This is a genomic window from Chryseobacterium sp. PCH239 (assembly GCF_018924625.1).
GTDB lineage: Bacteria > Bacteroidota > Bacteroidia > Flavobacteriales > Weeksellaceae > Chryseobacterium > Chryseobacterium cucumeris.
The window spans coordinates 3,590,191-3,613,027 of the sequence record NZ_CP073027.1 but is presented as its reverse complement, the minus strand read 5'-3'; the positions used below and the strand labels follow the sequence as shown (position 1 = coordinate 3,613,027).

Annotated in this window: 18 protein-coding genes and 1 riboswitch; of the genes, 7 read left to right on the top strand and 11 right to left on the bottom strand. The window is 37.0% G+C overall.

Features of this window, described 5'->3' with window-relative positions; all coding sequences use genetic code 11:
• Positions 1–21 precede the first annotated feature (21 nt).
• From KBP46_RS16720 to KBP46_RS16710, 3 genes are all read right to left on the bottom strand, one after another.
• Entirely contained in the window at positions 22–513 is a 492-nt protein-coding gene (locus KBP46_RS16720; protein ID WP_062675981.1) for a hypothetical protein, read from the bottom strand.
• A gap of 85 nt (positions 514–598) precedes the next feature.
• Positions 599–1,879: a methionine adenosyltransferase gene (gene metK / locus KBP46_RS16715; RefSeq protein ID WP_062675982.1), complete on the bottom strand. Its 1,281-nt coding sequence runs from the start codon at positions 1,877–1,879 to the stop codon at positions 599–601.
• Positions 1,880–2,116: 237 nt separating this feature from the next.
• Entirely contained in the window at positions 2,117–3,067 is a 951-nt protein-coding gene (locus tag KBP46_RS16710; protein WP_034692517.1) for a LysR substrate-binding domain-containing protein, read from the bottom strand.
• A gap of 131 nt (positions 3,068–3,198) precedes the next feature.
• Between KBP46_RS16710 and KBP46_RS16705 the strand changes: the two genes are divergently transcribed.
• The 5 genes from KBP46_RS16705 to KBP46_RS16685 all read left to right on the top strand — a co-directional run bounded on the left by KBP46_RS16705 (position 3,199) and on the right by KBP46_RS16685 (position 7,466).
• Entirely contained in the window at positions 3,199–4,686 is a 1,488-nt protein-coding gene (locus KBP46_RS16705; protein ID WP_216443736.1) for a catalase, read from the top strand.
• 105 nt (positions 4,687–4,791) lie between these two features.
• Complete coding sequence (locus KBP46_RS16700; RefSeq protein ID WP_062675984.1) at positions 4,792–5,559, top strand: enoyl-CoA hydratase/isomerase family protein; 768 nt, start codon at positions 4,792–4,794, stop codon at positions 5,557–5,559.
• A gap of 54 nt (positions 5,560–5,613) precedes the next feature.
• Entirely contained in the window at positions 5,614–6,036 is a 423-nt protein-coding gene (locus KBP46_RS16695; protein WP_007844123.1) for a dCMP deaminase family protein, read from the top strand.
• A 6-nt stretch (positions 6,037–6,042) separates the two neighbouring features.
• A complete protein-coding gene (gene xerD / locus KBP46_RS16690) occupies positions 6,043–6,957 on the top strand; it encodes a site-specific tyrosine recombinase XerD (protein WP_034692523.1) in 915 nt (304 codons plus the stop codon).
• Positions 6,954–7,466: an NUDIX domain-containing protein gene (locus tag KBP46_RS16685; protein ID WP_216443735.1), complete on the top strand. Its 513-nt coding sequence runs from the start codon at positions 6,954–6,956 to the stop codon at positions 7,464–7,466. The genes xerD and KBP46_RS16685 overlap by 4 nt, the downstream gene beginning before the upstream one ends.
• 103 nt (positions 7,467–7,569) lie before the next feature.
• On the opposite strand, the gene KBP46_RS16680 is transcribed toward KBP46_RS16685, so the two are convergent.
• The 8 genes from KBP46_RS16680 to KBP46_RS16645 all read right to left on the bottom strand — a co-directional run bounded on the left by KBP46_RS16680 (position 7,570) and on the right by KBP46_RS16645 (position 17,079).
• Positions 7,570–8,028 carry a heme-binding domain-containing protein gene (locus KBP46_RS16680; RefSeq protein ID WP_062675986.1) on the bottom strand — a complete coding sequence of 153 codons (459 nt, stop codon included), beginning with the start codon at positions 8,026–8,028 and terminating at the stop codon, positions 7,570–7,572.
• Positions 8,029–8,032: 4 nt separating this feature from the next.
• On the bottom strand, positions 8,033–9,811 hold the full coding sequence (locus KBP46_RS16675; protein ID WP_216443734.1) for an Ig-like domain-containing protein: 1,779 nt from the start codon (positions 9,809–9,811) through the stop codon (positions 8,033–8,035).
• A gap of 25 nt (positions 9,812–9,836) precedes the next feature.
• A complete protein-coding gene (locus tag KBP46_RS16670; RefSeq protein WP_123277655.1) occupies positions 9,837–11,099 on the bottom strand; it encodes a serine hydrolase in 1,263 nt (420 codons plus the stop codon).
• 171 nt (positions 11,100–11,270) lie between these two features.
• A complete protein-coding gene (locus KBP46_RS16665) occupies positions 11,271–12,200 on the bottom strand; it encodes a 2-hydroxyacid dehydrogenase (RefSeq protein ID WP_216443733.1) in 930 nt (309 codons plus the stop codon).
• Between the two features lie 163 nt (positions 12,201–12,363).
• Complete coding sequence (locus KBP46_RS16660; protein ID WP_062675990.1) at positions 12,364–12,906, bottom strand: acyl-CoA thioesterase; 543 nt, start codon at positions 12,904–12,906, stop codon at positions 12,364–12,366.
• Positions 12,894–13,646 carry a hypothetical protein gene (locus tag KBP46_RS16655; protein WP_216443732.1) on the bottom strand — a complete coding sequence of 251 codons (753 nt, stop codon included), beginning with the start codon at positions 13,644–13,646 and terminating at the stop codon, positions 12,894–12,896. Before KBP46_RS16655 ends, KBP46_RS16660 begins: the two co-directional genes overlap by 13 nt.
• A gap of 178 nt (positions 13,647–13,824) precedes the next feature.
• The gene (locus KBP46_RS16650; protein ID WP_216443731.1) at positions 13,825–15,942 is read right to left on the bottom strand and encodes a TonB-dependent receptor; all 2,118 of its coding nucleotides are present in this window, start codon (positions 15,940–15,942) and stop codon (positions 13,825–13,827) included.
• 101 nt (positions 15,943–16,043) lie between these two features.
• Positions 16,044–16,135: riboswitch (TPP riboswitch) on the bottom strand.
• Between the two features lie 173 nt (positions 16,136–16,308).
• Positions 16,309–17,079 carry a WG repeat-containing protein gene (locus KBP46_RS16645; RefSeq protein WP_253297064.1) on the bottom strand — a complete coding sequence of 257 codons (771 nt, stop codon included), beginning with the start codon at positions 17,077–17,079 and terminating at the stop codon, positions 16,309–16,311.
• Between the two features lie 287 nt (positions 17,080–17,366).
• On the opposite strand from KBP46_RS16645, the gene KBP46_RS16640 reads away from it, so the two are divergent.
• Together KBP46_RS16640 and KBP46_RS16635 are read left to right on the top strand one after the other, a co-directional pair.
• Positions 17,367–20,150 (top strand): bifunctional aconitate hydratase 2/2-methylisocitrate dehydratase, encoded by a 2,784-nt coding sequence (locus KBP46_RS16640; protein WP_216443729.1) that lies wholly within the window; start codon positions 17,367–17,369, stop codon positions 20,148–20,150.
• A gap of 315 nt (positions 20,151–20,465) precedes the next feature.
• A complete protein-coding gene (locus tag KBP46_RS16635; RefSeq protein WP_120233328.1) occupies positions 20,466–22,733 on the top strand; it encodes an aconitate hydratase in 2,268 nt (755 codons plus the stop codon).
• Positions 22,734–22,837: the final 104 nt, after the last annotated feature.

Below are 22,837 nucleotides of genomic sequence, written 5' to 3'. Positions count from 1 at the left end.
TAGAGAAAAATCTAAAAAATATCATTTAAACATGTCATGAATAAAGACTGTAGGAACATTTAATGTAAAATTAATATTCAGTCCTTTCATCTCTTTGCCGTTCAGTCGGGTATCTCCGATAGGAAAAGCATAACCTCCTGTAAGATCAAGCATCCCAAATAAGGTAACTCCTATCTTAGGGGCAATGTATTTATTGGTTCCTTCCACACCTGCTAAAAAGTAATATGAATGATAGAAGTCTACATTCTTTTCAAAATTAAGAAGGACATCAGCCTGTAGTTTGGGCATAATAGCAAATTTAGAATCCACAGATCCCATCATTGCAGATCCTCCTACTCTGTAAATCACATCATCATTTTTAAGGAAAAGTAATTTACCTCCTATTTCACCAAAACTTTGATTTTGGTAAGTATACCCTACACTGATCATTTTATGCATGGTATATTGAGCTTTTACTAATGTACTTAGCAAAAACAGAGACATGGCAGCAACTACAGTTCGAAAATTCATCATCTTTCTATATTATTAAGGTGTAAAATTAAAAAAAACTGCCTTATCCAAAGATAAAGCAGTTCATTTATTATTCTTTAAAGAGAAATTAAATTCCAAAAGCAGCTTTAATTTCCTCTACTTTGTCTAGTTTTTCCCATGTAAAGAACTCAAGCCCTTCTAATGTAAGCTCATTTTTATGTCCTTTATTGAAAGTTTTATCAGCTATATAGTGCTCTTTACCCATATGCCCGTAAGACGCTGTTTCCTGATAAATAGGATTTCTTAATTTCAAGTTCTGCTCAATAGCATAAGGCCTTAAATCAAAAATAGCAGAAACTTTTTTAGCGATATCTCCGTCATGAAGATCTACTTTCGCAGTTCCATAAGTGTTGATGTATAAACCACAAGGTTCAGCTACTCCAATGGCGTAAGAAACCTGTACCAAAACTTCATCCGCTACTCCGGCAGCCACTAAGTTCTTAGCAATATGTCTTGTTGCGTAAGCCGCACTTCTGTCTACTTTAGAAGGATCTTTTCCAGAGAAAGCACCACCACCATGAGCTCCTTTACCTCCGTAGGTATCAACGATGATTTTTCTACCTGTAAGACCTGTATCTCCGTGAGGTCCTCCGATTACGAATTTCCCAGTAGGATTGATGTGATATTTGATCTGATCGTTGAATAAAGCCTTGATTTCTTCAGTTTGCTGTGCAACAACTCTTGGAACCAGAATATTTTTGATATCCTCACGGATTTTGTTCAGCATTTCTTCTTCACTTCCAAAGTCATCATGTTGGGTAGAAACTACGATAGAATCTATTCTGATTGGTTTATGATCGTCAGAATACTCAATGGTTACCTGGCTTTTTGCATCCGGACGAAGATAAGTGATTTCCTTATTTTCTCTTCTGATAGCAGAAAGTTCTTTCAGGATCGTATGGGCAAGATCCAACGCAAGAGGCATATAGTTTGCCGTTTCATTGGTAGCATACCCGAACATCATACCCTGATCTCCTGCTCCCTGTGCATTTGCTTTAGCTTCGAAAGACTCATCATTTACAGCTCTGTCAACTCCTTGGTTGATATCAGGTGACTGCTCATGGATAGCAGAAATAACTCCGCAAGAATCTCCGTTGAACATATATTCTCCTTTCGTATACCCGATTCCGTTGATTACTTCTCTGGCAATGGTCTGTACATCAAGGTAAGCATCTGATTTTACTTCTCCTGCCAATACCACCTGTCCGGTAGTTACAAGAGTTTCACATGCTACTTTTGAATCTTTATCATAGGCTAAGAAATGGTCGATTAATGCATCGGAAATCTGATCGGCAATTTTATCCGGATGTCCTTCTGAAACTGATTCAGATGTAAATAAATAAGACATATAATTCTTTTGTTTTTAAAGATTTAAAAAATTGTATTGCGAAAAATATGAATGAAATTGCCCAGAAAAAAAGAATACTGTTTTAGCATTTTTTTATAGAGGTTGCAATCAGGTCAAATTTTTCCTCGTAATAAACGTCAGCAAATTTAAGTACTATTTTCGTAATACTCAAAAATTTTGTTTATTAATTATACTTTTATTTAAATTGATGATTTCTATCACTTTAAAGCATTTCCATTACTGAGGCTTAATGCTTACAAATTCTTTCGGACTTTCGTGGTAATTCAACTTAAGTTCTAAAGAAGTTTTGATAGAATGTGATAATTCATCAATAATTTTTTGCTTAAAAGTCGGTTTATAGTAAATAATACTGATTTCTCGATACGGGAAAGGTTTTTTAAATCTGAAAACATTTTTCTTCTGCTCTTCTGAAAGCTGGCTCAGTGCCAGTTCCGGCAGAATACTGATTCCTCCTACTTTATCTACCATGTGTACCAGAGTCTGGATATTGGAAGCTAAGAAATCTAAATTTTTAGGTTTCAGGGTATTTTCTTTAAGGTGACAAATATTTTCAAACTGATTTCTCAGACAGTTCCCTTCTTCAAGAAGCCATACTTTCTCTACATTCAGATCTTCCGGAATGATATAAGAATTCTTTTTGTTAGCTTCTGTATTGGAACTGTAAATCATCAACTCCTCATTGAACAGAAAATCCTGATAAAACTCGTCAGCGGTATCGTAAGGAGTGGAAATAATTCCGGCATCTAACTCTCCTGCTTTCAGCGCTTTAATAATATTATCAGTTGTCATTTCTTTTACATTCATCTGAATCTTCGGATTTTCCTCCAGGAATTTGAAAATCTCTGTTGGCAGAATGAAAGAAGACACCGTAGGAATGATTCCCAGATTGATAGTTCCTCCTAGAATATTATTCAAAAGGTTGGCTTTGTTTTTCAGCTCATTGACAGACTCGATAATTACCTTTGCCTGATCAATAATCTGAAGACCTACATCCGTGGTACGAATCGGGTGAGTAGTTCTGTCGAAAACCTTTACATCCAGTTCATCCTCAAATTTCTGTATCATGGCACTTAACGTAGGTTGGGTAATAAAACACGCCTGAGCGGCCTTACCAAAATGTTTATACTTATCAACGGCGATAAGATACTCCAGTTGCTGAATGTTCATTTGATTAATATTATCTATTACAAAGATATAACGTTTTTGCTATTAGCAATTAAAAATTCAAGTAAATTTGATATTCATTACCTTTACACTGGATTTAGGAAAAAGAAACAATTATTCAAATCATCAATTATATGGATTCTAAAAAATTAACGTTAAGTAACGGCGCACCTTATTTTGAACATCAGGATTCACAGACGGTAGGACCAAGAGGCCCGGTATTGCTGCAGGACTTTATTCTTCAGGAGAATCTTGCGCATTTCGTTAGGGAAAGAATTCCTGAAAGGATTGTGCATGCCAAAGGAAGCGGAGCTTACGGAACGTTCACTGTAACACACGACATCAGCCAGTACACAAAAGCAAAGCTGTTTTCAAAAGTAGGAAACTCATGCAGAATGTTCGCAAGATTTTCCACTGTGGGAGGCGAAAAAGGAAGCGCAGATACGGCAAGAGACCCGAGAGGTTTTGCCTTAAAATTTTATACCGAAGACGGAAACTGGGATCTTGTAGGAAACAATACTCCCGTATTCTTTATTAAGGATGCAAAAAAATTCCCGGATTTTATTCACACTCAGAAAAGAGTGCCGAAAACCAACTTAAAAAGCGCCACGATGATGTGGGATTTCTGGAGCTTAAACCCGGAATCACTTCATCAGGTTCTTATACTAATGTCAGACAGAGGAACACCTCACGGCTACAGACATATGCACGGTTTCGGATCTCATACTTTCTCCATGATCAACGATAAAAATGAAAGAGTATGGGTGAAATTCCATTTTAAAACAAAACAAGGTGTAAAAAACTTTACGGAGGAAGAAGCCGTAAAAATGGCCGGAGAAAACCCGGACTTTGCACAGGAAGACCTTTGCAACGCTATTGAAAATGGAGACTTCCCAAAATGGACTTTATTTATACAGGTAATGACTGAGGAGCAGGCAAAAGATTTCAGATGGAATCCTTTTGATGTAACCAAAGTATGGTTCCACGATGATTTCCCTCTGATTGAAGTAGGCGAAATGGAGCTTAACGAAATACCTGTTAATTATTTTGCCCATGTGGAACAGTCTACTTTTTCACCAAGTAACTTAATTAACGGAATCAGTTTCTCACCGGACAAAATGCTTCAGGGAAGATTATTTTCATATCCTGATGCTCATCGTTACAGAGTAGGTGTCAATGCTCATCAGCTGGAAGTGAACAGATGTCCATTTGAAGTCAACAACTACCAAAGAGATGGTTATATGGCAGATTCAAGCCAGTACAAGGACAAACCTAATTATCATCCGAACAGTTTTGATGATATTAAAGCAGATTCATCTTATAAAAACTATGAATATGAGTTAGACAGTGCTCATGTTGCCAGCTACAACAGAAATGACAATGACAGTGATCACTATACCCAACCGGGGCTTTTGTATTCAAAAGCAATGAATGCTGAGGACAGAGATCATCTGATCAAAAATATTGTAGGCAGCATGAGTGGTATCACCGGGCCAAAAAGAGATGAGATTATCAACCGACAGTTATGTCACTTTTTCCGTGCTAACATTGAGCTTGGCATGAAAGTGGCTTCTCAACTAAACGTCAATATTGATGCAAATATGATGAATCATTCCAAATAATCATATTGAATGATAAATTAAAAAAAAGGAAAAAAAAATAATATTTTTTCCTTTTTTTTGTAAAAAATTCATAATTTGCAAAGGATGATATTTTAAAGTGGAAAAATGAGTTACGAGAACATATTATTAAAAAAAGAAGATAAATTATCTATTATTACCATAAACAGACCTGAGAGTTTAAATGCTTTAAATGCCAAAACAATTCAGGAAATCAGTACCGCACTGGATGAGCTTAACGCTGACACTTCATGTAGAGTCATTATCCTTACCGGAAGTGGAGAAAAATCTTTTGTAGCAGGAGCTGATATCAAGGAATTCAGTGAATTCGGACAGGAAAAAGCTGAAGAACTTGCAAGAAACGGACAAAATACATTGTTCAACAAGATTGAAAATATGTCTAAACCTGTCATTGCAGCCGTAAACGGTTTTGCATTAGGAGGAGGTTTGGAGCTTGCCATGGCATGCCACATCAGATATGCATCGGAAAACGCCAGATTAGGACTTCCTGAAGTAACTCTTGGATTAATTCCGGGATACGGAGGAACTCAGAGGCTTCCAAAGCTTGTAGGAAAAGGTATTGCCAATGAAATGATCTTCTCTGCCAAAATGATCCCTGCTCAAAAAGCAAAAGAGATCGGACTGGTGAATGAAGTATACCCTATTGAAGAATTATTAACCAAAACGAAAGAATTAGCAAACACGATTGCCTACAATTCACCAATGGCAATATCGAAGGCTATCAATGCCGTGAATTTATCGGATACGGAGAAAGGTTTTGAAACTGAAATCAAATATTTCGGAGAACTTTTTGAAATGGAAGATAAGAAAGAAGGAGTTACTGCGTTTCTAGAGAAGAGAAAGCCTAACTTCTAAATCTTTCTAAAAGATTTTAATCCAAATTATTTCGAAAAAAAACAATGCTGCGGTATGAATAAGTTTGATAAAGCTTATCTAAAAATGGCTCAGGAATGGGCAAAACTCTCCTACTGTAAGAGAAAACAGGTGGGAGCTCTTATCGTAAAAGATAGGATGATTATTTCAGATGGTTACAACGGGACTCCTTCGGGATTCGAAAACTGCTGTGAAGATGAAGATGGAAAAACACACTGGTACGTATTGCATGCGGAAGCCAATGCTATATTAAAGCTGGCTGCCTCTACCCAATCTGCAAAAGGAGCAACGTTATATTTAACGCTGTCTCCCTGTAAAGAATGCAGCAAGCTGATTCTGCAGGCAGGGATTACGAGACTGGTGTACATTAATGAGTATTCGGATGACGATGGAATATCGTTCCTGAGGAACCATAATATTGAAATAGAACAAATATCGGACTGTGAACTAAAAAAATAAGCACAAATGACTTGGGATGAAAAGATCAAAGATTTTGAAATATTTCTTCGTTTCGAAAGAAATTTTTCAGAAAACACGCTCGACGCTTACGTTCGGGACATTAAGAAATTAAAAGATTACGCAGAAGAGGATCTGGAAAACGTCGGTCCAGACTCCATCGGTTACGAAAACCTGCAGGAATACATTTTCAATCTTTCCAAACAGAAATTCAGTGAGAGATCACAGGCAAGATGGATATCTTCCATCAAAGCTTTCTTCAAATTTCTGCTGGAGGATGAATATCGTGAAGACAATCCTGCGGCGTTACTTGAAGGCCCTAAACTGGGACTATATCTACCTGATACTTTAAGCCTGCCTGATATCAACAAAATTATTGCTGCTATTGAGGTCAATACAGATCTTGGAAAAAGAAACCACTGCATCATAGAGGTACTATATGGATGCGGACTTCGTGTTTCTGAACTGATCGATCTGAAGATCTCCAATATCAATTTCAAAGAGCAATATATCAAGGTACACGGAAAAGGAAATAAAACACGCTTTGTTCCTTTAGCTGATTATACGGCTGATTTGCTTGAAAGTTATATCAAAGAGGTGCGTTCTAAAGGAAAAGTCAATAAGAAATATGAAGATACTCTGTTCTTAAACAGCCGTGGGACTTCTATGTCCAGAGTAATCGTATTTCTTATTATTAAAGAACTTACAGATAAAGCAGGGGTTAACAAAAAAATATCACCACACACATTCAGACATTCATTTGCGACCCATTTGTTACAGAATGGGGCAGATTTACGTTATATCCAGGAAATGCTGGGACACTCAAGTATTACGACAACGGAGATCTATACGCATCTGAAAACGGAAGAATTAAGGGATGTTATTTTGAGTTATCACCCGAGAAATATTAATATTGCTCAATGAAAATATTGAAATATTGCCCAAGCTGTGGCAAGAAGTCCTTACACTGGGATGGTGAAAAGAAATGGAGCTGTCCGGAATGTGGTTTTACTCTGTATAATAATGTGGCAGGTGCGGTAGCAGTTGTCATCAGATGTGGAGACGAAATTTATCTTACCAGAAGAAACAGAGATCCTAAAAAAGGGAAGCTCGATCTTGCAGGAGGATTTGTCGACCCTAAAGAAAGTGCAGAGGAAACCTGTAAAAGAGAACTTTTTGAAGAACTTCAGCTTGACATCAATATTTCGAACCTGAAATACCTTACCAGCCTTCCTAACATCTATCAATACAAGGAAATTGATTATAATACGATCGATCTCTTTTATGAATACAATGTTCCGGAAAAATTTGAGGTAAGTCTTGAACTCTCTGAAATCTCAGAAGCAGTCTGGATTCCTTTACAGGATCTGGATTTTGAAGATATCGCTTTCGATTCTCAGAAGAGATTTTTTGAGAGCTATATAAAGAAATAATTTTTGTAAAATATTCTCCCGCAGATTTTACAGACCGGACAGATATTTGTTTTAAATAATCTGCTTAGTTTGTAAAATCTGCGGGAGTTTTCTATGATAGAAACTAGTAGGTTTTAGTCTTCAGCATTTCTTCAAAATACTGAATCAGCAATGCTCTTTCCGCTTCTGAAAGATTGGCTTCTTTATGATAAACAATATAACCCGGCATCGGCATTGTTTTGTTCTGAATGGTCTGAACGGATTTAGTCAGCATATTTTCCTTCAGATCCTTATTATATGTTCCCCAGACAGAAAAATTAAGATGTTCGCGACCTTCATTCACGTGACTCTTCACAGACCATGAAACGGGAGCAATAAAAGCATATTTCGGATAAACCGTTTCATTGGAATGACAGTCATAGCATGCATTTTTAAGCAGCGTTCTGATCTTTTCCGGTGATTTCCTTGCATCAACAAAGTTTACCTTCGTATCCACAGGCTGATTGGTTCTATCGATAGGAAAGAACTGAATCAGGGCAAACGCCACCAATGTCCAGAATATTATTTTCTTAGCGATCTTCATCAACTTACTTTACTGGCGTTAAAACAGCATTTTGAGATTTTAATTCTTTTTTAGCTTCCTGTTTCACTTCAGTCGCAGCTGGTGGAGTTTCCACTACAGGAGTTGTTACAGCGGGCGTAGCTCCTTTAGGATTATCAAGTGTTCTGGTATCCTTCAGATCCCACTCTTCTCTTGTTTCCCATAGACCTCTAATGATCACTTTTTTATAGAAAATATAGGCATCTTCAGCAAAAACATCATTTGCAAAATCTGCTTCATCCCAATATTTATTCCCGTTATTATCTACCAGAATTCTCACAATATATTCTCCAGGTTTCAGGATATCAAATTTTACTTTGTCTCCTTTTATATATCTCTGATAGGCAATTTTATCTGAAGAATCCAGCAGCTGAATCCAATAATTTGTCGTAGGTGCATTAGAAATGGAGAATTCAACACTTCCAAACTGGTCTATCTTGTCAACATCAAAATCGAAACGCTTAGACTGAGTATTTTTTGCATAGAAAGAGGATACTGTTTCTTTAGGTACGGTAAGCTCATAACTTTTCCCCATTACAAAATCTGACTGAACCTGAATCTGATAAGGATTTGTTTCTGAAATTCTCGCAGTAAATGGTAACGATGTTAAACTGTCTCCTTTCATCTTAAGTGTCCATTTTGAAGGATCTATTTTATCAACGATATAATTGGAAGATATCCTAAAATCTGACTTTGGAGCTAATGATTCACCTCCATTATCACTGTTGAGATCCATGACATTCTTTTTATTGTATCTGTAAAATAAAGACACGCTGTAAGCACTGTCTTTTTTCGGACCTTTATTATGGGTGAATATCAGTTTTTCATTAGCGTCCTGCCCTACATTATCTTTTACCGCATCAAACCAGATTCTTACAGAGTCTGATTTCGGAGTATGGGTTATTTTTACATCTTTCAGTTTCTCATTCAGCGACTGAACTTTTACTTCGTCAGGATTTCCTTCAAAGGTCATCAGAACACCGCCTGAGATTTCTTTCATTTCAACATACTTTACAGCCTTTTTGGAAGGATATACTTTTAAGTTTAACCCTGAAATAGATTTCTCAAAATTGATGGGATCTTTCTGGAAACCTACTTTTTCTTTACCCGGATCATACATAGAATTTCCATTCTCGTCTTCAAAAGCAATAATTTTATATTTCCCAGGAGTCAGATAGTTTAATTCGTAATATCCGTCTTCATCTACCTTTGTGATATAGTAAGGTTTTTTCTTGTAATCCATTGTATCTTTTAGCTGATACAATCCTACCACAAGTTTATTTTCTGCTGTAGTTCCTTCTTTCTTTTTAGTATTGAGAGCATCCTTCACTTCACCGCTGATATAAAGATCGTCCAATTTATCTCCTGTAGAAAAAGCAAAATTGAAATACCTTAGTATATTGGATTCGTTATTATCAACAATTGAGTTTCCAAAATTGAAATTATACGTTGTATTAGCCTGAAGGGTATCTGACCATTGAATCAGAACAAATTTGTTGGCAATATTGGACGGAAGAATCCTCGTTATCCCTTTAATGGGAGGTGAAATAATCAGGTTTTTATTGATATCCTTCAACGTCACATATTCATCAAAATCCAGACGGAGCTGGTGAATATCTCTTTTGACATTAATTCTTGTTGTATCAATGTTTGAACTTAAAAATTTCGGTGCCAGAGTATCTTTAGGTCCTCCAACAGGAGATCCTACTCTTGCACATGAATGTACAAGAAAACAGATAACGAATAATAAAAGAAACCTTTTCATGAAAATGTTTAGGCAAAAGTAAACATTATTCTCCAAAAACTTCCTGTCCGGAATTTAAAGTATCTTTATTGTCATGCATCACCGTATGAAGTTTCTCTTTCTGTAAAGGGAAATCTTCAAATAATCCTGATAATGCAAGAGCTGTATATACTTTGTTTGAATATTTATTTCCAATAGCTACAATGGTAACCTTAGATTTTAAAAGATGGGCAAATACCGAGTTGGTGCCATGCCACCATCCGTTGTGATAGGTCAGCTTCTCGCCATTATCGAATATTTTCATTCTGAATCCTAACCCATAATTATTCATTCCTGCTTTCTCATTGCTGTAAGGAGTAAATACCATCTGCATCAGTTCCGGTTTCAGGAAATTTTTCGAAAACATTGCTTTTGAGAAGTTGTATAAATCTCTTGGTGTAGTGTACACATTTTTATCTCCGTAAATCAGATCAAGTCTGTCTAAAGGATACAACTTATTTCCTCCATAATAGAAAGACTGCGAAGCTGTAGGAATATCTTTTTCCTGGAAGATGTACGTGTTATTCATTTTCAATGGTGTGAAAACCATTTCTTTCATCGCCTGAGGGAAAGGAGTTTTAGTCACTTTCTCAATTAATAAAGCCAATAAAGCAAAATTCGTGTTGCAATACATAAATCCTGTATCCGTATCTCTTGCCAGATCAGGTTTATATTTGATGATCATATTCAATACATCTTCGTTGGTAATAAAAGGCTTGGAAAGTTCTGCCGGAGCAGGTTGTATCTTGGTAATAAAATATTCATATTTTGGAAGACCGCTTCTTTGATCCAATAAAGTCTGAACGGTAACATTCGGATAGGGAAATCCTGGAAAAAACTGCGTAAGGTGATCCGTTAATTTTATTTTCCCGGCCTCTATAAGCTTCATCATGGCCATTGCCGTTAAAGTCTTTGAAACTGAAGCAACGTGCAAAGGTGTATTTTTATCGATTGGCATTTGGTTTCCTTCTCTTCCGAAACCTCTGTAATTTTCATACAGGATTTCATCACCTTTGGCAACAAGAATTCCACCACTAAGGTCTCCTCCTTCCCATATTTTTTTGTAATACTGATCTATATAACTTACGGTAGTTTGTCTGTTCAAAAGCTGTCCGTCACCCTTTGTAAAAATATCACTCAGATCTACATTTCCATAGTTGGGCAGATTGGTTGTATTTTCAGCCGAAACTTCTTTGGCTTCAGACTTTTTTTTACAGGAAAATATTGATAATAGAACAGTTAAAATAAGTACAAAATTACGCGTCGTCATGAGATTCAAAAATGAGCGGCAATTTAATAAAACTCAAAATAAATAATAAATATGAGGTGGATATTATGAATTATTTAACATAAGTGAAATAGAAAAGTAAAATGTTAAAGGGTAAAAAGGCGGATTTACTTTTTGTATATCCGCCTTTTATATTTTATTTTTTTAAATATCTTAACAATGTGAAGCCACAATTTTATCTACAATAAACTGAGCCAGTTTTTCTTTACTTTGATGGGTCCATCCGGCAATATGGGGTGTTACAATAGCTTTCTCTGACTCAAGAAGATATTTCAGAACTTCATTTTCTGATTCAATGTTCTCAAAAGAAGACTTTTCATATTCCAAAACATCCAGACAAGCACCTTTTACTTTTCCTGATTTCAATGCTTGTACTAAACTTTTAGTTTCAACATTCTTTCCTCTTGCAGTATTCACAAAATAAAATTCCTTTCTCATTTCTGCAATGAATGTTTCATCTATAAGATAATGGGTTTCCGCAGTTAAAGGAATGTGTAAGCTCACAATCTCTGCAGACTGCTTCAATTCATCCAATGAAACCTGTACTGCATATTCATCAGAAAGATCAGGAACAATATCATGGAAAATCACTTTACATCCAAACCCTGAAAGTCTTTTTGCAGTAGCTTTTCCCATATTACCATATCCGATAAGCCCTACAGTTTTTCCTAATAGCTCATCTCCTCTGTTTTCTTCACGTTTCCAGATCCCGTTTTTCACTTCCTGAGAAGCAATAAAAAGTCTGTTCATGATCACCAGTAACATTCCCACTACATGCTCAGCCACAGAATCTCTGTTTCCTTCCGGAGAATTGATCAGCTGAATTCCCAGTTTTTCTGCAACAGGAATATCAATATTTTCCATTCCGGCTCCTACTCTTGCGATGAATTTCAGGTTCTTCCCTTTTTCCAGAAAGTTTTTGTCTAGTGGAATACGGCTTCTGATAATAATTCCGTCGTAGTTCTCAATTTTATCACAAACCTCATCATAAGACGATGTAAAATCCTCTTCTAAAATAAAATTCTGAGCCAAAAGCTGTTCAGTGATGAGAGGATGGTTTTTATCTAAAAGAAGTATTTTCATTTTTTATAAATGATTTTAGAGATAGGAACAGATTCCTAAATGATTACAATTTTATTCTACCGCAAAGTTCGCAAATTTCTGAAAAAACAAATGCTTTTAAGCTCGCAAAGGCGTTAGCACTCAGCAAAGTTTAAAAGCATTTTTATTGATAAAGTATATAAGCTTACTTTTTATCTTTCTTAGACTCCTGCGGTTCCTGGAATAGTTTTTTAAGTTCTACAGACTCCAAAGGTTTCATTCTTCCGGAAAGGATCAATGAAAGTTCTTTTCTACGGAATGCTGCGGCAAATCTTTCTTTTTCTTCCTCTGTTTCAGGAATCATTTCCGGAATAGGAATTGGACGGTTGAATTCATCTACTGCAACGAAAGTATAAATCCCGGCATTCGTATGAACTTTTTTCTGATTGATAGGATCATCCAACCATACATCTACATACACTTCCATGGAAGTGGAAAATGCTCTGGAAACTTTAGATTCAAGCACCACAACTCCTCCTTCCGGAATCGGATGGTTGAAAGATACGTGGTTTACAGAAGCTGTAACTACTCTTCTTTCGCAGTGTCTTGCTGCAGAAATAGACGCACAACGGTCCATTTTTGCTAAAAGTTCACCACCGAAAAGGTTTCTTAGAGAATTGGTTTCGTTCGGAAGAACGATATTGGTCATAATAGTCAGAGATTCTGACGCTTTTTTTATTTTTGCCATCTAGTCTTAGTGTTGTTTGGGACAGCCGGGGCAGATTGTTTTACTTTTCCGGCGGGTTTTACTAATGAATCTTTTTTCAAAGAATCTGAAACGGATGTTTCCGGGGTATGTACCATTACTTTCACCGTATCTTTTACAATTCTATGGGTGGAAGTCTGTACAGAAACATTATTGAAAGATTTTTTTCCAAAAAGAAGTTCCTGTTGGCTAAACGCCAGGTATAAAATCCCAAGAACCGGAATAACCAGAAGGAAAATCCAAAGAATTGTTTTTTTGAATTTAAAATCCTTTTCGCGATTCACTGTGGTATTCACTTTTTCCCCGTTATTGATATCTGAGAATCTGATTTCTTCCAATCCGTAAAAGTCCGGACGTCCGGATTCTATTCTTTTTCCCTTGAAATGAGTGTGTCCTTCTTCAATGAAGACTGTTCCAAGGTTTTGAATTTCAAGAACCTGTTCGGCCTGAAGTTTTTTCTTCCAAAAATCAGTCTGAATTTTAAGATCACTTTTTGAAGCTTCCAGAGACATTTGTTTTTGTTCTGCAATAAAAGCAGCAAGATCTTTAGTCTGTACTTCGTAATCTATTGTAAACTCAATCTGACTGGCCGGAGGCAGAATGCTTCCGTTTTCAGAATTAATAATTGCCTTAGAATTTTTCAGTGAAAACACCCCAAAGCCTGGAACTGTGGCAGTTCCAAATTGTTTTAAGTATTCTAAAATATATGCTGAAATATTCATTTGGCAGCAAATTTATAACTTTTTCGTGACTTTTTGTAATATTTAATGGATATAAAAAAGACTGCCGAAACAGTCTTTTACTTAATCTGTAGTAAAACAGATTTACTGTTATTCAAACTGCTTTTTTTAAGCTTAAAAAGGTCAAAACTGTTAAAAAGCAAAAAGGCCGATTTGTCAATTACTGAATTTTCCAGCTCACTCCAAACATAAAATTCGTTCCTGCCTGAGAAAAATAATAAGGCTGCCCATCATAAACAGATCCGTTATTCACATATTTCTTATTGAACAGGTTATTCACCAATAACTTCAATGCAATTTCATTATTGGCAATTTTAAACTGGTACTGAGCATTGAAATCTGTAAGGAAATAATCTTTAAGCTGCAGATTGGCATCTTCGGTATTATCCAGATATTGTTTTCCTACATACTGATTCATTAAAGCAAACTGGAAATTTTTTGTAGGATTGAATTTCAAGCCTAAATTGGCTATAACATTTGGAGAAAATGAAATCTGAGTATTTCCAAGGCTTTTAGGAACATCACCATTCTGAATATTAAAATCCTGATTTCTGTTCTGGCTTAATGTTATGTTACCGGAAACCTCCCATTGTTTGGATAGTTTTGCCAAAGCACCAATCTCAATACCTCTTCTGTAGCTCTTCCCTGAATTTGTTCTGATAAATGCCCCTACGTTATTCAGTTCTCCGTTCAGAACTAATTGGTTCACATAATACATATAATACACATTCGCAGTAAAAGAAACGATTCCGAACTGTTTTTCAAAACCGGCTTCAATATCGTGAAGCTTTTCTGCTTTTACATCATTATTAGCCATCAGATCGTCTCTGTTGGGTTCACGATGGGCGTGGGCGTAAGAAAGGAATATTTTACCTCCGTCAATTCTGTAATTTACTCCAGCTTTTGGATTAAAAAACAGCCAGTTTTTACTTAAATCTGCTCCTTCACCATCACCAGCCGTCAGAATCTTTGTGTTGTAATTTATTTTTCTGAGCTGCAAATCACCAAAGAATTCAAAATTATTCAATCTTAATAAAGCTTTTGCAAAACCAGACACCTCATTCTTTACAGAGCGATTTCTGTAATATTCGCTTTCATCAATCTGAGGAAAAAATACTCCTGTTACATTTCCATAGTGTCTTCCGTAATACTGATTGACCACAGCACCAAAGTTCAAATCTAAATTTTCAAACTTTCCGTACAATGTAGAAACCATTCCGTAGAAATCGTTATTCAGCCATTTTTTTCTGATAAAGTCTGAAGCTTTTATCGTTTCTCCTCCTTCTGTTATATTGGGAAGGTTATATCTTGAAAAAGGATCTCCCTGCTTGTAGTTTTCATAATATCCCTTTCCTTTTGTATAGTGGAACGTGGTTTCCAGATTCCAGCGGTCGTTGAATTTCTGTTCCCAAAGCAACTGATAATGGTTCTGTCTGTAGTTATCCGTTTCATTATCATAGAAACTTACAATATTCTCCCAGTTGGCATCATAAATGGCTCCTGAAATATTGAATTTAGGATCAGTCTCCCAGGTTTTACGATCAATCCCGTTCCATGCCTGATATGTTTTCTCTTTTCCACCAAAAGCCATTAAACGTAATTTCGTGTTTCCTTCTTCAAATAAGGCAGTGAAATTATAAGAATGTAAGTTGGATGAAGCTCTGTCGATGTATCCGTCAGAATGAATATGAGTATATCTTCCCATCACAGAAAGTCGGTTTTTCCAGAATTTCCCTGAGCCAACTTCTGCTGAATATTTATAAGTATTAAATGATCCGTAGCTGTCATCCGTTTTAAAATAAAATTTCTCTTCAGGATCCTTAGAAAGTACGTTAATACTTGCTCCGAAGGCAGAAACCCCGTTATTGGAAGTTCCTACTCCTCTCTGAATGACAATCTGTGAGGCAGAACTTGTCAAATCCGGAACGTTGACAAAAAAGGTTCCTTGACTTTCAGAGTCGTTGTATGGAACACCGTTCATCATAACATTGATGGCACTTCCTGAAACACCACGGATTCTGAAACCGGTATATCCTACTCCGTTTCCGGCATCTGACGTCGAAATAGTGGAAGTTTGATTTTTCAAAAGAATAGGAAGATCCTGTCCCAGATTCTTACTGTCCAGATCTTTCTGTACATTGATGATTTCCTTTGCTACCGGAAGCCTTTTGGTAAAGTTGACTGCTTCAATTTCCCTCACCTTTAGGGAATCTTTATTCTGAGCCTGTATAAAAGCTACTGAGCCTACACTAAGCCCTAAAAAAAATAATCCTTTCATTCTATAAATCTTTAACATTTAATGAATAAAAGGGGTTGAGCAATAATGTAACAATTTTATTAATTTAACAGTCTAGCAATTGGTATATTGTTATACTGTTTCATTGGTACATTTTCAATTCCCTAAACAGCATTACCTGTTCCAGGTTCATTGGGTATAATCTCAGCCTGTTAAAGCACCCCTTTATTTCAGCCGCAAAATTACAAAAAATATATGAACTGCGATCGGGTTACGAGATGTGGGCTTCTGAATATCAGATTACGTGGTAAATAAATAGTTACAGAATGGAAAAAACACTATGAAAAATAGGAGTTATCAAATGAATCATTCATCATTCATCATTCATCATTCATCATTTATAATTATTTAGTAAGTTTTGTTGTTGGCATCGATATAGTAGTAATTCGAGCCGTCTTTTGTCACTTCAAACATCTTACCGAGTTTCCAGCTGAAATTTCTTTTAATATTGGAATATTCAAACGGAATAATAACTTTATTGTTAACATCAATGATTCCAAATTTATCATTATTGGAAGCAACAATCATTGGATTAGCTACATCATCCCCTTCAAGAATGAACAGATACTGATATTGAGGATAGATCTGATATTGTCTGTAATCTGCGGCATTTACAAATTTGGATTTTTCAATGATTCCGTAAAAACCATTCAGGATATAAGCCTGGAATAACTGTTGTTTATATTCTTCAAATTTACATTTTCCAAAATCGGTATCTTTAAACTTATAGACTCGCTTCCCAGACTTATCTATACGGTAAGAAATCATATTTTTCTCCACCGTAGCATAGTCTTTTGTTCCAAATTTTCTCACTTTTTCATTAGGAGAATTCAGAAGGTTGCAGTCTTCATAAAAAAATACGGCAATATGATATTCCGGCTGGATAATAAATTTCCCGTTCTGATTGACATACCCGAACTGATCTCCTTTTTTCTTAGGAATCAAAACAGGAAGATCTATGTTGATCACCACCAGATCAGCATTAGGTTTGCTGGCTGAAGCTGCTTTTTTAGCCGTGGTTTTCGGTCCTTTCTTCGCAGGGATTTTCTTCACAGATCGGGTCTGTGAGAAAACGAAAATCGAAATAAAAACACATAAAACATTCAGGATATTTTTCATATTCTCCATTTGATTACAAAAATACGACCAAAAATAGATATTATAAAATTCATATTTATAAAGAATCTAAATAATTTCATTCTTATAAAATTGTAAAATTTCGTAATTTTGGGAACATTTTGAAATGTTTGATAATTTTAAAAAACTTTTGAAAAAGTGTAGATTATGCTGACTTTATTCGGTTAATGTTGCATCAAAATGCGAGAACTCAAAATGTCATTAATTGTATTTATACACCCCGGTAAAGAAAAAGCAGGCCTACCTTTAATTTTGAAAGACCTTCTATTATGAGTATTTATAAGGATTACATCAAAGAGATTGAAGAAAGAAAAACCCAGGGGCTTCATCCAAAGCCAATTGATGGTGCTGAATTACTAAGCGAAATCATTGCACAAATTAAAGATTCAGGTAATGCTGACCGACCGGACTCTCTTAAATTTTTCATTTATAACACACTACCCGGAACAACAAGTGCAGCGGGAGTAAAAGCAAAATTTTTAAAAGAAATTATTCTGGGTGAATCCGTAGTAGAAGAAATTTCCCCGGCATTTGCCTTTGAATTATTATCTCATATGAAAGGCGGACCTTCTATTGAGGTGCTGCTGGACCTTGCTTTAGGTAATGATGCAGCGATTGCCAAAGAAGCTGCCAACGTTCTTAAAACTCAGGTTTTCCTTTATGAAGCAGATACGAACCGTCTGAAAGAAGCATTCAACAGCGGAAACGAAATTGCAAAAGAAATCCTTGAAAGCTACGCAAAAGCTGAATTCTTCACTAAACTTCCTGAAGTTGCTGAAGAAATTAAAGTAGTTACTTATATTGCTGGTGAAGGAGATATTTCTACAGATTTACTTTCTCCGGGTAATCAGGCTCACTCAAGATCAGACCGTGAACTTCATGGAAAATGTATGATCACTCCTGAAGCTCAGGAAGAAATCAAAGCTTTACAGGCAAAGCATCCTGATGCAAGCGTTATGCTGATCGCTGAAAAAGGAACAATGGGTGTTGGATCATCCAGAATGTCCGGAGTAAACAACGTGGCTCTTTGGACAGGAAAACAGGCCAGCCCATATGTACCATTCGTTAACATTGCTCCTATTGTAGGAGGAACAAACGGTATTTCTCCGATCTTCCTTACCACAGTAGACGTTACCGGAGGTATCGGTATTGACCTTAAAAACTGGGTAAAGAAAGTTGACGAAAACGGAAACCCGGTTCGTAATGAAAACGGTGACATTGTTCTTGAAGAAGCATATTCAGTAGCAACAGGAACTGTTTTAACAATCAATACAAAAGAAAAGAAATTATTTAACGGCGACCAGGAACTGATCGACCTTACCAAATCTTTCACTCCGCAAAAGATGGAATTCATCAGAGCAGGAGGATCTTACGCGGTCGTATTTGGTAAAAAACTACAGACATTTGCTGCTCAGGTTTTAGGTATTGAAGCGCCGACGGTTTTTGCTCCTTCAAAAGAAATTTCTCATGAAGGACAGGGACTTACTGCTGTAGAAAAGATTTTCAACAGAAATGCTGTGGGAACTACCCCAGGAAAAGTTCTGCACGCAGGATCAGACGTTCGTGTCAAAGTGAATATTGTAGGTTCACAGGATACCACAGGGCTTATGACTGCTCAGGAGCTTGAATCTATGGCCGCAACTGTAATCTCTCCTACTGTAGACGGAGCTTACCAGTCGGGATGTCACACCGCTTCCGTTTGGGATAAAAAAGCTCAGGCTAACATTCCTAAGCTGATGAAATTCATGAACGAGTTCGGACTGATTACAGCCCGTGACCCGAAAGGTGAATACCACGCCATGACTGACGTTATCCACAAAGTTCTTAATGACATCACTGTTGACGAGTGGGCCATCATCATTGGTGGTGACTCTCACACAAGAATGTCCAAAGGAGTAGCTTTCGGAGCAGACTCAGGAACTGTGGCTCTTGCTTTGGCTACAGGTGAAGCATCAATGCCAATTCCGGAATCTGTAAAAGTAACCTTCAAAGGAAAGATGAAAGAACACATGGATTTCCGTGATGTGGTTCATGCTACACAGGCTCAGATGTTGAAGCAGTTTGGAGGAGAAAACGTATTCCAGGGTAGAATCATTGAGGTTCACATCGGAACACTTCCTGCTGATCAGGCATTTACATTTACAGACTGGACTGCTGAGATGAAAGCAAAAGCTTCTATCAACATTTCTGAAGATAATACTTTGATCGAATCACTGGAAATTGCAAAAGGCAGAATCCAGATCATGATCGATAAGGGTATGGATAACCACAATAAAGTTCTTCAGGGATTAATTGACAAAGCAAATAAGAGAATTGAAGAGATCAGATCAGGAGAAAAACCTGCTTTAACTCCGGATTCAAATGCTAAATATTATGCTGAAGTAGTTGTAGATCTTGACGTAATTGTCGAGCCAATGATTGCTGACCCGGATGTAAACAATGATGATGTATCCAAGAGATATACTCACGATACCATCAGAGATCTTTCTTACTATGGTGGTGAGAAAAAAGTAGACCTTGGTTTCGTAGGATCTTGTATGGTTCACAAAGGAGACCTTAAGATTGTTTCTCAAATGCTTAGAAACATTGAAAAGCAACAAGGTAAGGTAGAATTCAGTGCTCCTCTTGTAGTAGCAGCCCCTACTTACAACATCATTGATGAATTAAAGGCAGAAGGAGACTGGGAATTATTAGAAAAATATTCAGCTTTTGAATTTGATGATAACGCTCCAAAAGGAGAGGCCCGTGTTGAATATAAAAACGTAATGTACCTTGAGCGTCCTGGATGTAACCTTTGTATGGGTAACCAGGAAAAAGCAGCTAAAGGAGATACTGTTTTAGCAACATCTACCCGTCTTTTCCAGGGAAGAGTAGTGGAAGATTCTGAACGTAAAAAAGGAGAATCTCTGCTTGCTTCAACTCCGGTTGTTGTTCTTTCTGCGATTATCGGAAGAATTCCTAGCATTGATGAGTACAAAGCTGCAGTGGAAGGAATCGACCTTACTACTTTCGTTCCTTCTATTAAAGAATTAACAAGTACAAGCGCTCACTAAGAGATTGATAATAAGTCGCAAGACTATTGAATAACTATATTATTGGAAGATTTTAGTCCTTAAGGATTTAAAATCTTCCAATTTTTTGTTTAGAACGTTTCTATTTTAAGATAATTACGTTTTTTTTTCGATAAAAGCTGGAAAATAAATTCTAATTTTTCTTAAATTGAAAGTTATAAAATCTATTGATTTCAGAATCAAAAACACCCTGTTTATGGATTATAGGAACGTTTTTTGATGCATAGATAAGTGATTTTCTTTTTCAACACAGGGAAAAGAAGCATTAACGGAACAAGAACAAAACTAAAATACGATATGACTTTTGATATTGATATGATCAAAAAGGTGTACGAACGTTACCCTGAAAGAATTGCAGCAGCAAGACAAATCGTGGGAAAACCTCTTACCCTTTCAGAAAAAATCCTTTACACCCACCTTTGGGAAGGAAATGCTACACAAGCGTATGAACGAGGAAACTCTTATGTGGACTTTGCACCGGACAGAGTAGCGATGCAGGATGCTACCGCACAGATGGCACTTTTACAGTTTATGCAGGCAGGAAAAGCTAAAGTGGCTGTTCCTTCTACTGCTCACGCGGATCACCTTATCCAGGCTAAAGTAGGTGCTGATAAAGACTTACAGGAAGGGATCAACAAAAACTCCGAAGTATTCAACTTCTTAAGCTCTGTATGCGATAAATACGGAATCGGATTCTGGAAACCTGGAGCAGGTATCATTCACCAGGTTGTACTGGAAAATTATGCCTTCCCCGGAGGAATGATGATTGGTACCGACTCGCATACGGTAAACGCCGGCGGATTGGGAATGGTAGCTATTGGTGTAGGAGGTGCTGATGCAGTAGACGTAATGGCAGGAATGGCCTGGGAGCTTAAAATGCCTAAACTTATCGGGGTAAAATTAACCGGTAAAATGAATGGATGGACTTCTGCAAAAGACGTGATCTTAAAAGTTGCCGGAATTCTTACCGTAAAGGGAGGTACAGGATGTATCGTGGAATATTTCGGTGAAGGTGCAGAATCTCTTTCCGCAACGGGTAAAGGTACGATCTGTAACATGGGTGCTGAAATCGGGGCTACCACGTCTACTTTCGGATATGATGATTCTATGAGAAGATATCTTTCCGCTACAGGAAGACAGGACGTAGTAGATGCCGCTGATAAAATTGCAGAGCACTTAACAGGTGATGCTGAAGTATATGCTAACCCTGAACAATATTTCGATCAATTAATAGAAATCAACCTTTCTGAACTGACTCCTCACTTAAACGGACCTTTCACTCCGGACTTAGCAACTCCAGTGGCTGAATTCAGAGCTAAAGCTGAAGCTAACGGATGGCCGTTAGAAGTGGAATGGGCACTTATCGGTTCTTGTACCAACTCTTCTTATGAAGATTTATCAAGAGCTGCATCCATTGTAGAGGATGCAGTGTCAAAAGGGGTAAAACCTAAAGCAATCTTAGGAATCAACCCTGGTTCTGAGCAGGTGAAATTTACAGCGGAAAGAGACGGATTCTTAGATTCTTTCAGAAAATTTGAAAACGCAAGAATCTTTACCAACGCTTGTGGACCATGTATCGGACAATGGGACAGAGAAGGTGCGGAAAAAGGAGAGAAAAACTCTATTATCCATTCTTTCAACAGAAACTTTGCAAAAAGAGCTGACGGTAACCCAAACACCCACGCATTTGTAGCTTCTCCTGAAATGGTAGCTGCTGTAGCGATCTCAGGAAGACTGGACTTTAACCCGATTACTGATACTTTAACGAACGAAGCTGGCGAACAGGTAAAACTTAACGAGCCTAGAGGTTTCGAACTTCCTTCAAAAGGATTTGCTGTAGATGATAACGGATATCAGGCACCATCAGAAGATGGCTCAAGCGTTGTTGTGAATGTAAGCCCAACTTCAGACAGACTTCAGTTATTGGAAGAATTCCCTGCATGGGATGGTAAAAACATTACCGGAGCAAGAGTATTGATCAAAGCTTTCGGAAAATGTACTACTGACCATATTTCAATGGCTGGACCATGGTTGAAATACAGAGGTCACCTTGATAATATTTCAAACAACATGTTGATTGGAGCAGTGAATGCTTACAACATGGAAACCAATAAAGTTAAAAATGAATTAACCGGTGAATACGGTGAAGTTCCGGCTGTACAAAGAGCTTATAAAGCGGCTGGTATTCCAACAATTGTTGTAGGAGATCAGAACTATGGTGAAGGTTCTTCAAGAGAACACGCAGCCATGGAACCAAGGCATCTTGGTGTGAAAGCTGTATTGGTAAAATCATTCGCAAGAATCCACGAAACGAACCTTAAAAAACAGGGAATGCTTGGAATTACTTTCGCTAATGAGGCAGACTATGACAAGATCCTGGAAGATGATGTTGTTAATTTCTTAGATCTTGATCAATTCGCTCCAGGAAAACAACTGACTTTAGAATTCATTCATACCGATGGAACTAAAGATATCATTATGGCCAACCATACTTACAATGATCAGCAAATTGATTGGTTTAAGGCCGGTTCAGCGCTAAATCTGATCAAACAACAGGAAAAATAAGATTAATTGTTAGATTAATTAATAGAAAGGCGGCTTCAACTGAAGTCGTCTTTTTTTATTTCAACTTACTTGGTCTGAACTTGGTAAATATTCTAAACCTTACA

What these genes read in the sequence shown, in the direction of transcription:
- KBP46_RS16675 (WP_216443734.1), bottom strand. Translation starts at nt 9,811, where the DNA reads ATGAAAAGGTTTCTTTTATTATTCGTTATCTGTTTTCTTGTACATTCA.
- KBP46_RS16650 (WP_216443731.1), bottom strand. Translation starts at nt 15,942, where the DNA reads ATGAAAGGATTATTTTTTTTAGGGCTTAGTGTAGGCTCAGTAGCTTTT.
- KBP46_RS16660 (WP_062675990.1), bottom strand. Translation starts at nt 12,906, where the DNA reads ATGGCAAAAATAAAAAAAGCGTCAGAATCTCTGACTATTATGACCAAT.
- KBP46_RS16635 (WP_120233328.1), top strand. Translation starts at nt 20,466, where the DNA reads ATGACTTTTGATATTGATATGATCAAAAAGGTGTACGAACGTTACCCT.
- KBP46_RS16685 (WP_216443735.1), top strand. Translation starts at nt 6,954, where the DNA reads ATGAAAATATTGAAATATTGCCCAAGCTGTGGCAAGAAGTCCTTACAC.
- KBP46_RS16680 (WP_062675986.1), bottom strand. Translation starts at nt 8,028, where the DNA reads ATGAAGATCGCTAAGAAAATAATATTCTGGACATTGGTGGCGTTTGCC.
- KBP46_RS16700 (WP_062675984.1), top strand. Translation starts at nt 4,792, where the DNA reads ATGAGTTACGAGAACATATTATTAAAAAAAGAAGATAAATTATCTATT.
- KBP46_RS16640 (WP_216443729.1), top strand. Translation starts at nt 17,367, where the DNA reads ATGAGTATTTATAAGGATTACATCAAAGAGATTGAAGAAAGAAAAACC.
- KBP46_RS16645 (WP_253297064.1), bottom strand. Translation starts at nt 17,079, where the DNA reads ATGAAAAATATCCTGAATGTTTTATGTGTTTTTATTTCGATTTTCGTT.
- KBP46_RS16710 (WP_034692517.1), bottom strand. Translation starts at nt 3,067, where the DNA reads ATGAACATTCAGCAACTGGAGTATCTTATCGCCGTTGATAAGTATAAA.
- xerD (WP_034692523.1), top strand. Translation starts at nt 6,043, where the DNA reads ATGACTTGGGATGAAAAGATCAAAGATTTTGAAATATTTCTTCGTTTC.
- KBP46_RS16705 (WP_216443736.1), top strand. Translation starts at nt 3,199, where the DNA reads ATGGATTCTAAAAAATTAACGTTAAGTAACGGCGCACCTTATTTTGAA.
- KBP46_RS16665 (WP_216443733.1), bottom strand. Translation starts at nt 12,200, where the DNA reads ATGAAAATACTTCTTTTAGATAAAAACCATCCTCTCATCACTGAACAG.
- KBP46_RS16670 (WP_123277655.1), bottom strand. Translation starts at nt 11,099, where the DNA reads ATGACGACGCGTAATTTTGTACTTATTTTAACTGTTCTATTATCAATA.
- KBP46_RS16695 (WP_007844123.1), top strand. Translation starts at nt 5,614, where the DNA reads ATGAATAAGTTTGATAAAGCTTATCTAAAAATGGCTCAGGAATGGGCA.
- KBP46_RS16655 (WP_216443732.1), bottom strand. Translation starts at nt 13,646, where the DNA reads ATGAATATTTCAGCATATATTTTAGAATACTTAAAACAATTTGGAACT.
- KBP46_RS16720 (WP_062675981.1), bottom strand. Translation starts at nt 513, where the DNA reads ATGATGAATTTTCGAACTGTAGTTGCTGCCATGTCTCTGTTTTTGCTA.
- metK (WP_062675982.1), bottom strand. Translation starts at nt 1,879, where the DNA reads ATGTCTTATTTATTTACATCTGAATCAGTTTCAGAAGGACATCCGGAT.